This window comes from Psychrobacter sp. FME13, assembly GCF_014861395.1.
GTDB lineage: Bacteria > Pseudomonadota > Gammaproteobacteria > Pseudomonadales > Moraxellaceae > Psychrobacter.
Genome location: NZ_RRYV01000136.1, coordinates 1 through 8,496, shown reverse-complemented (window position 1 = coordinate 8,496; position 8,496 = coordinate 1). Strand labels below are relative to the sequence as shown.

The following is an 8,496-nucleotide window of genomic DNA, read 5'->3' as shown; positions in this document are numbered from 1 at the left end:
GGGTAATAACTGTCGCCTTAGACACCGATTAAGACGAGCGGTTAGAAAAACCTGTTGTTTCTCTAAGAAGCTCGATAATCACTTCAAAGTGTTTGATATGGTGTTCTTTTACATCAATTATGGCTACGTCTGATGCCAGCATACTTTTTAGAACACCACCGAAAATTTAATGAAACTTCTCCAGTTGTATCTCCGGCACGATTGATACTATACCAATGATTATCTTTTCGCACTTGAGCGACGCCTCTATCGAAGTCGGTAGCCTTATCATATTGTAGCGCTATTACTACATTGCCTTGCATATCCATAAAGCCGTACTTATTGTCTTTTTTGATTAACATACGACCTGCTTCTGGAAAGCTTAACTCATCATAAATAGGTTCGATCCATCTATTATTTTTTAAATCGACTATGCCCCATTTGCCACCTTTCATTACTGCAATCACATCTGCTGAATAAGGTTTTACTTTTTCATAAATAGGCTTAATCAACTCTTTACCACTCTTGTCGATATAGCCAAACTTCCCATTCACCTCTATAAAGGTTTTATCGTTGTAGAACTCTCCTATTGAATCGTAGTTAAACGGAATGATTACCTCGCCTGTATTTTTTATATAGCCAACCTTGCCATTTTTCTTTGCCATAACTAAACCATCTATGACCCAAGCACTGATCTCATCATACTCAGGCTTAGCTATTTCAACACCTTTAGTATTGACTAAGCCCATCTTTTTATTCTGCTCTACATATGAAAGCTCATAGATAAAAGGACTCACACGGCTATACTTTGGCTCAATGACTACCTCTCCTTTTTTGTCGATAAAACCATATTTACCATCTAACTTCATAGGAGCTATGTCTTCAAAAAAGTGCTGTATTTGCTCGTATATTGGCTCTATAACTATATTACCGGCACGGTCGATAGCACCGTACTTATCATTTACTATAATAATGGCCTGCTCATTAACAAATGGTGCAGCCTTATCAAATTGAGCAGGAATGACTATGTTATTGCTTTTATCTATATACCCTACTTTTTTATCTTTTTGAAAGCTTGCCAATCCCTCTTCAAAGGAAGATATTTCCTTATATATAATCGGTATGACTATTTCGGCATTTTTATTGATATAGCCAAATTTATTATCTTTACGAATTTTAGCTAAACCGTCTTTAAACGGTTCAACATCATCATAGTTGCCTGTTAATATATCGTCACCGTTCCTATCAACGTAAAAAGCGCGATCATCCTTTTTAACATAAGCCAACCCTTGGTCAAAGTCGCTTACCTCATCGTAAGCAAAATCTAAAACAACCGCTCCTTCGGTATCAATAATGCCCCACTTTCGATCTTTGTTTTGTACAGCAGCGCGTTCCTCATTAAAGCTCTTAACTTTATGATACTGAAGCTCATCAATCAGCTGTCCGTTTACATCAGCAAAACTCCATCCTCCATAACCAAAAACAGGTCTAAAGCCATTACGTAAACCTTGAATAATAATGTACTCAGGCGGTAGTATAAACTCACCATCATAATTTATGAGTCCTCGACTGCCATCATGTACAATCGCTAATCCCTGATCAAAACCACCCGCATCGGCATATTTTATATCTATAACTACCTTGCCAGTCTTATCGATAAAACCATAAATTCCATCTTTTTGTACCACTGCAAGCCCTTCACTAAAGGGGTGTATATTATCGTAGATTAAATCAATAGCCACCTTGCCTGTTGCATCAATATAGCCATATTTATAGTCGTTACCAACTTTAGCCAAACCCTCATAGAAATCTTCAGCATAATCATACTTAGGCTCCACGATTATCTGTCCTTGGCGAGTAATAAATCCATACTTACTGTCTTTTTCAATCATAGCAAGCCCCTCTGTAAATCCGCATTCTCCGCGATCAACAGCAATGATATCTTTTGGTAGCTTATAACCATCATCAAAACGAAGTTGACAGTCCGCTAGTGCTGGAATACTCATGGACAATAAAAGAGGAAATAAAAACTTCAATGAAACCATAAAAACATTACCACTGTATAAATAGAACAATTGTTCATTATATCTTATTTTTTTGATAGTTTCTTACATGATTGTTATAGTCCATACTCTATAAGACACATACGACACTCCTGAGATAAATTTAGTTTACATGCGTGCACCTATGTGTTTTATAATAACTATCGAAATACTCTCCTCTTAGGACTCGTAAGTATAGGATATATCGTATGAGCCAAAATAGTAGTTCATCTACCGACCAAGCCAAGAATGATGCTGACGCAATACCAAAATATCAACCACCTCAGAAAAAACCGCACTATGAACGCTCAGATGATATGCGCGTGGTGGTCACTGGCATGGGTGCTATTACACCTTTGGGACTAGACGTCGATAGCTCATGGACTAAATTGCTCAATGGCGATAGCGGCATAGCAACGATTAGCCATTTTGATGCAACGGGCTATCGTTCGCAAATTGCTGGCGTAGTCAAAGATTTCGATGCCAAACAATATATGAATGCCAAAGATGCGCGCCGCTACGATGAATTTATGCATTATGGTGTGGCTGCCTCTTCCATGGCATTAAAAAATGCTGGTTTCATCAATGAAGTAAGCGCATCAGACGCCCCTGTACAAGGTGTTGATCAAGAACGTTTTGGTATCATCTTAGGCTCAGGGATTGGTGGTATTCAGACTATTGAAAACAGCCGTGATACCCTACGCGAAAAGGGTGCAATGAAAGTGTCGCCCTTCATTATTCCAGGCTCTATCGTCAATATGGCTGCTGGATTGGTGGCGATTAAACATACGTTAAAAGGTCCAAACCTCGCAACATCAACTGCCTGCACCACTGCTACCCATGCTATCGGACTTGCAGCGCGTTTGATTGCTTATGGTGATGCTGATGTGATGCTAGCCGGTGGTAGCGAAAAAGGCTCAAGTCCGCTAGGCATATCAGGATTTGGTGCGATGCATGCGCTCTCAACACGCAACGATGAGCCAACCAAAGCCTCTCGTCCTTTTGACAAAGACCGTGATGGGTTTGTATTGGGTGATGGTGCTGGCATGGTGGTGCTCGAAAGCCTAGCTCATGCCAAAGCCCGCGGTGCGACAATACTGGCTGAACTGGTTGGTTTTGGTATGAGTGATGATGCAGGTCACATTACTGCACCACCAGAAGATGGTAATGGCGCTGCACGTGCGATGAAAAACGCCTTGCATGATGCGGGTATTGAGCCTTCTGTAGTTGGTTATGTCAACGCTCATGGTACCAGTACACCTGCTGGTGATGTCGCTGAATCGATAGCCATTGAGACCGTATTTTCACCAGTGAAAGACAGTATCTTAGTGAGCTCAACTAAGTCTATGACTGGTCACTTATTAGGTGCTGCCGGTGGTGTCGAGGCCATATTTACCGTGCTTTCCTTACAGCATCAGCAAGTACCACCTACCATTAACTTAGACAATGTGGAAGACAACTGCAATCTTGATTATGTCGCTAACCAATCACGTAAAGTTGAAAATCTGCAATATGCAGCATCCAATAGCTTTGGCTTTGGTGGTACCAATGGCTCATTGATATTTGCACGTTGGCCTACTGTTTAATAGCTGATAAAAACGCACAATGGGATGCGTTGTAACCTTAGTGTCAGATTTACTACGTTTGTCCACTTGCAGCCCCTTATCGTATTTGCGTATGATAAGGGGTAATTTTTGGAACATTTATGGACGATACCATGTCAAGCTACTCATTTTCTCATCAGTTTTATCAGCGCTGGACGTGTGCGCCTGAACCTATTCGCGCAGCAATTACCCAAGAGCTAAAAGACATCACCACCTTACTGCAAAACGATACACCGTTTGAAAGCTTTGTGTTTAATACTCATGATTTGGATGCCCATATCGATGAGCTCTATGAAAATCATGAAGCGGAGCAAGCCATCGCTAAAGCCATTACTGACAAAAAAGCCGAAGAGCAAGCGACCGTCGAAAAACAACAGCGAGAAGAACAGCAAAGAGTAAAAGCGGCAGAGGATGCCAGATTAAAGGAAAGTGCTAAATTAAAAGAAGAAGCCAAACTTCGTGAAGCGTCAGATACCGCGCAAAAAGAACAACAGAAAAATGAGCAAATAGCCACTGAGAAGAATAATGTTGCCGATAAAGTGACCGCTATGAATGCCAATGATGCGAACGATTCAGCATCACTCGGTATTGATAACAGTGTTGAAAAAAATCAAAGCGTTGAAAAATCGGCTGCTACACAACCTAATGCTGATAACAACTTTGTCACCAGCTCTGAGAACAAAACCATCAGTCAGCATGCTCATGTCACTAATGACAAAAATAGCAATGATGAGCACAGCGTAAAAGCAGTCAACGACAAAGCCAGCGCCGCCATCAAACTGGCCCTGAAAGACGCAAAACTGAGTAACACGCATCAAGAGCTGATCCGTGAGCTGGAAATGCAAATTGATGATTATCTCAGTGAGCAAATGATGCTGATGTCTGAGAATTTAAAATCTTGGTTACGTGCTGAAGTGACCCAGAATCTAAGCGAGGATAAAGCAGGAACTAACAAAGAGTCGCAAAAAAGCTAAACGCTGCTTCCTACTTCCTACCCATCAATCCTTAGGAATAAATTCTTAGTGATAAATTACCAGTCATAAAAAATCCCCGTAAACTTTACGGGGATTTTTTATTTTAGATTCGCAGATATAAGCGTTTACTTTAGATAGCCTTAGTACGCTCAGTCAGCCAGTCAAGTGCCGCGCCTTCAACACGGTCTTTTAGCTCCGCATAGACTTGGCTATGATAGTCATTAAGCCAATCAATCTCGACTTGAGTTAATAATGCAGGCTCAATTAGACGGGTATCAATTGGGCAATAAGTGATGGTTTCAAAGTTTAAGAATTGACCGAATTCCGTCTCAGTAGGATTGGCAACTGGTGTGTTAACCACCAAATTCTCGATACGAATACCCCATTTGCCTTCGCGGTATAAACCTGGCTCATTACTGGATATCATACCTACTTTCATCGCGCGCTCTTTCGGCGTGCTGGCACTATAAGCAATAACTTGTGGACCTTCATGGACGTTCAAGAAATAACCAACGCCATGACCTGTACCATGACCATAATCCATCTGAGCTTGCCACAATGGCGCACGGCATATCGCATCGATTAACGGTGAGGCGATACCATCAGGGAAATGCGCTTTGGCCAACGCAATATGGGCTTTGAGTACGGTGGTGAAGTCACGCTTGTGCTCGCTGCTTACGTGTCCAATACCGACCACGCGCGTGATGTCGGTCGTGCCGTTTTGATACTGAGCGCCTGAGTCAATGAGTAGTAAACCACCTTCACCTTCGTTGACATCTAAGTAGCTAAACTTCTCTGGCGTTGCGCGGTAATGCGGCAGCGCACCATTTTCATTAAAGCCTGCAATCGTTGGAAAACTTGGTGAGACATAATGTGGCTGCTGACTGCGCACTTCGATGAGCATACTATCGACGTCCAGCTCACTTAAGCGTTCACCGTCTGCTAAGCGCTGCTCAAATACGGCAAAAAACTCACTTAATGCAGCACCATCTTGACGCATGGCTTCACGTACATGATCAATATCAGCCTCAGATTTAACCGATTTTAACAAAGTGCTTGGCGCCATTTGCTCAATAAAACCTACGCCGTCTGCCATTTTAGATAGCGTACCCACTGCCACTTTACTCGGATCTAATAGCAATAAGTCATCAGCAGTCAATGTCCCTAATGCATCTTGCACAGCGTCATAATCAGCAAGGGTGATACCGCTGTCTTTTAAGCTTTGTACAATATCTGCGCTAACTTTATTATTATCGACAAACAAAGTCGCTGTTTCAGCATCAATCAGCATATGTGCCAAAAACACAGGGTTATAGTCAACATCAGCGCCACGCAAATTGGTCAGCCAAGCAATATCGTCTAAGCTTGAAAGCAAGTGATGGGTTGCGCCTGCCTCAGCCATACCTGCGCGTACAGCGGCAAGTTTTGAGGTAGCAGACTGCGCGACAAACTGCGCATCGTGTTGATATAGACTGGCAGTTGGTAGCGCTGGACGATCGCTCCATATTTCTGTAAATACGTCACGCTCAGTGATTAACGTAATGTCATTGGCATCAAAGGCATTTAACAATCTATCTTGTTCAGAGATAGACAATACATTGCCATCGACTGCCACGCTGTCACCCTCCGCCAAATGCTCGGCGAGCCAATCAATATGATTCGGCTGACCCGGTGCAAGCTTCTCTAAGCTAATACCTGTACCTTCTAATTGGTCAGCGGCGTGTACCCAATAGCGGCTGTCCGTCCATAATCCAGCAAAATCAGCGGTAACAACGAGCGTACCGACTGAGCCTGTGAATCCTGACAACCATAAACGCGCTTGCCAATATTCTGGCAGATACTCAGATAGATGAGGATCAGCAGATGGTACGATAATCGCGGTCAGGTCTTGTGCTACTAATGCCTGACGTAGACTGTCGATACGATCGTGGATGCTTTGTTTATTCATAAAAAGTGTCCTTATTGATTTTAAAAAAATGAGATTTAGAAAAATCATATTGTGAGGCGACTATGGATAGTCGTCTTATTTGAGCAAGTAAAACTGTTTTAAGCGTTTGTTATTTACCATTCATTGAATGCTCAGTATCTAAACCTAAGTAAGCGGTTCAATGTCTTAAAAACTAAAATGTTGTCAATGAGCAGATAAATGAGGCTAGCTATTTTTAATAGCCTTATAGGATTACAGCAGAGCATCATTAGATGTTTGGGCGGAAAGCGGACTTTCAATAGCGCGGGGTCAATAACTTACTAAGTGCAACCATAAAACGTGCCACCGATGATGGTAACACGTCTCGCCATCTAACATTTTTGCTGGTATTAGTATTGATACCAAATCACTTTAACCCTGTGTTTCAATTAGCTCAGCGTATCTGCATGCTCGCTTTTTTGTAGCATATTATTGATCGGTTTGGCTAATGCCAATAAGATAACGGCTGTGACCACCAAAAAGGTTGTCATCATCGTAAATAATCCCGGCAACCCTTCGATTTTATCAGCCGAGACATGACCACCAAAGAAAGCCGCGACCAAGTTACCCATGGCGATAGAGGCAAAGAAAAGCCCCATCATCTGACCTTGCATGCCTTTTGGCGCAAGCTTAGTCATTGCAGACAGACCAACAGGACTGAGCGCTAACTCACCAAGCGTCAGCAATAATAAACTACCGACTAACCATAAAGGTGAAGCCAAACCGCCATCGCTAGTCAAAATACTTTTTGAGGCAAAAATCATCAATGCAAAGCCTGCGGCAGCGAGCAACATACCAAGCGCAAACTTTACCATACTATTCGGCTCAAGGCCTCGATTTGCAAGCTTGACCCATACAATGCTGATGATCGGCGCTAATATGAGAATAAACAAAGGATTGAGCGACTGAAACCAAATACTAGGCACTTCAAAGCCTAAAACGTTAAGATCTGTATAGCGATCGGCGAATAAGTTAAACGACGTTGGCTGCTGCTCAAAGCTCGACCAAAATAGCGTCGAGCCAATGATTAAGATAAAACAAATCAGCAAACGCAGCTTATCGGCTTTGTCCAATCGCGGTGAAATAAACATGACAGCAAAGTACAGTATCACTACTGCTGCAATGATGTACGTCATATATTGGGCAACCATCTCAGGGTTAAATGGCATAATACCAGTCGCCACCAACAAAGTAATGGCGACAAGTAACGCCAGAAACCCTGCCACCCAGCGACCTACATTTTTGAAAAGCCCAGTCGTTTGTTCCCATTCAGGAGTGATATTTTTGGCACGAGCATAGCGATTTAACGTTTTTTTAGCTGAAAAACGATAAATCAATAATGAAGCCAGCATGCCTAGACCACCGACACCAAAGCCTACATGCCACATACCTTTTTCTTTAAATACGCCAACGATAAGGGCGGCCAATAGCGCACCGATATTGATACCCATATAGAATAAAGTAAAGCCGCTATCTCGGCGTGCATCACCCTTGGGATACAAAGCTCCGACCATTACTGAAATACAAGTTTTAAATAAACCTGAACCGAGAACGATACACATCAGGCCAACAAAAAATAGCGTCATACCAAACATAGCGGATAGCGCGATACACAAGTGACCTAGGGCGATAATAATACTGCCCCACCACAGTGCTCGCTCTTGTCCCAGCCAATTATCTGCCAGCCAACCGCCCGGTACGGCCGCTAAATACAATGAGCCTGCAAAAATACCATAGATAGCAGAAGCTGTGACCTCATCGAAGCCAAAACCGCCACTACTGACCGTCGCTACCATAAACAATACTAATAGCGGACGAATACTATAATAACCCCACTCTCAACTTCGAAAGTGATTGAAAAAAGAAGAGCACCTCACTAATCTATTGTTTTCGACCAAGAATACAATGGAGTTGTGAGATGCCCATAGACG

General features: G+C 42.5%; 4 protein-coding genes and 2 pseudogenes. 3 read left to right on the top strand and 3 right to left on the bottom strand.

Annotation, left to right across the window (positions count from 1 at the left end; translation table 11 throughout):
- A pseudogene (locus EI164_RS12775) lies at nucleotides 1–133 on the top strand (IS1 family transposase); the annotation flags it as partial.
- Here EI164_RS12775 and EI164_RS12770 read toward each other — a convergent pair.
- Entirely contained in the window at nucleotides 114–2,024 is a 1,911-nt protein-coding gene (locus tag EI164_RS12770) for a WG repeat-containing protein (RefSeq protein WP_192520330.1), read from the bottom strand. The pseudogene EI164_RS12775 and the gene EI164_RS12770 overlap by 20 nt on opposite strands.
- Nucleotides 2,025–2,338: 314 nt before the next feature.
- Between EI164_RS12770 and fabF the strand changes: the two genes are divergently transcribed.
- Both fabF and EI164_RS12760 read left to right on the top strand, forming a co-directional pair.
- Entirely contained in the window at nucleotides 2,339–3,607 is a 1,269-nt protein-coding gene (gene fabF, locus EI164_RS12765) for a beta-ketoacyl-ACP synthase II (RefSeq protein ID WP_192520331.1), read from the top strand.
- Between the two features lie 119 nt (nucleotides 3,608–3,726).
- The gene (locus EI164_RS12760) at nucleotides 3,727–4,599 is read left to right on the top strand and encodes a hypothetical protein (protein ID WP_192520329.1); all 873 of its coding nucleotides are present in this window, start codon (nucleotides 3,727–3,729) and stop codon (nucleotides 4,597–4,599) included.
- A 130-nt stretch (nucleotides 4,600–4,729) separates the two neighbouring features.
- Here EI164_RS12760 and EI164_RS12755 read toward each other — a convergent pair whose 3' ends face one another.
- Both EI164_RS12755 and EI164_RS12750 read right to left on the bottom strand, forming a co-directional pair.
- Nucleotides 4,730–6,547: an aminopeptidase P family protein gene (locus EI164_RS12755; RefSeq protein ID WP_192520328.1), complete on the bottom strand. Its 1,818-nt coding sequence runs from the start codon at nucleotides 6,545–6,547 to the stop codon at nucleotides 4,730–4,732.
- Between the two features lie 407 nt (nucleotides 6,548–6,954).
- Nucleotides 6,955–8,400, bottom strand: a pseudogene (locus tag EI164_RS12750) (peptide MFS transporter); the annotation flags it as partial.
- Between the last annotated feature and the right edge of the window lie 96 nt (nucleotides 8,401–8,496).

What these genes read in the sequence shown, in the direction of transcription:
- EI164_RS12770 (WP_192520330.1), bottom strand. Translation starts at nt 2,024, where the DNA reads ATGGTTTCATTGAAGTTTTTATTTCCTCTTTTATTGTCCATGAGTATT.
- fabF (WP_192520331.1), top strand. Translation starts at nt 2,339, where the DNA reads ATGCGCGTGGTGGTCACTGGCATGGGTGCTATTACACCTTTGGGACTA.
- EI164_RS12760 (WP_192520329.1), top strand. Translation starts at nt 3,727, where the DNA reads ATGGACGATACCATGTCAAGCTACTCATTTTCTCATCAGTTTTATCAG.
- EI164_RS12755 (WP_192520328.1), bottom strand. Translation starts at nt 6,547, where the DNA reads ATGAATAAACAAAGCATCCACGATCGTATCGACAGTCTACGTCAGGCA.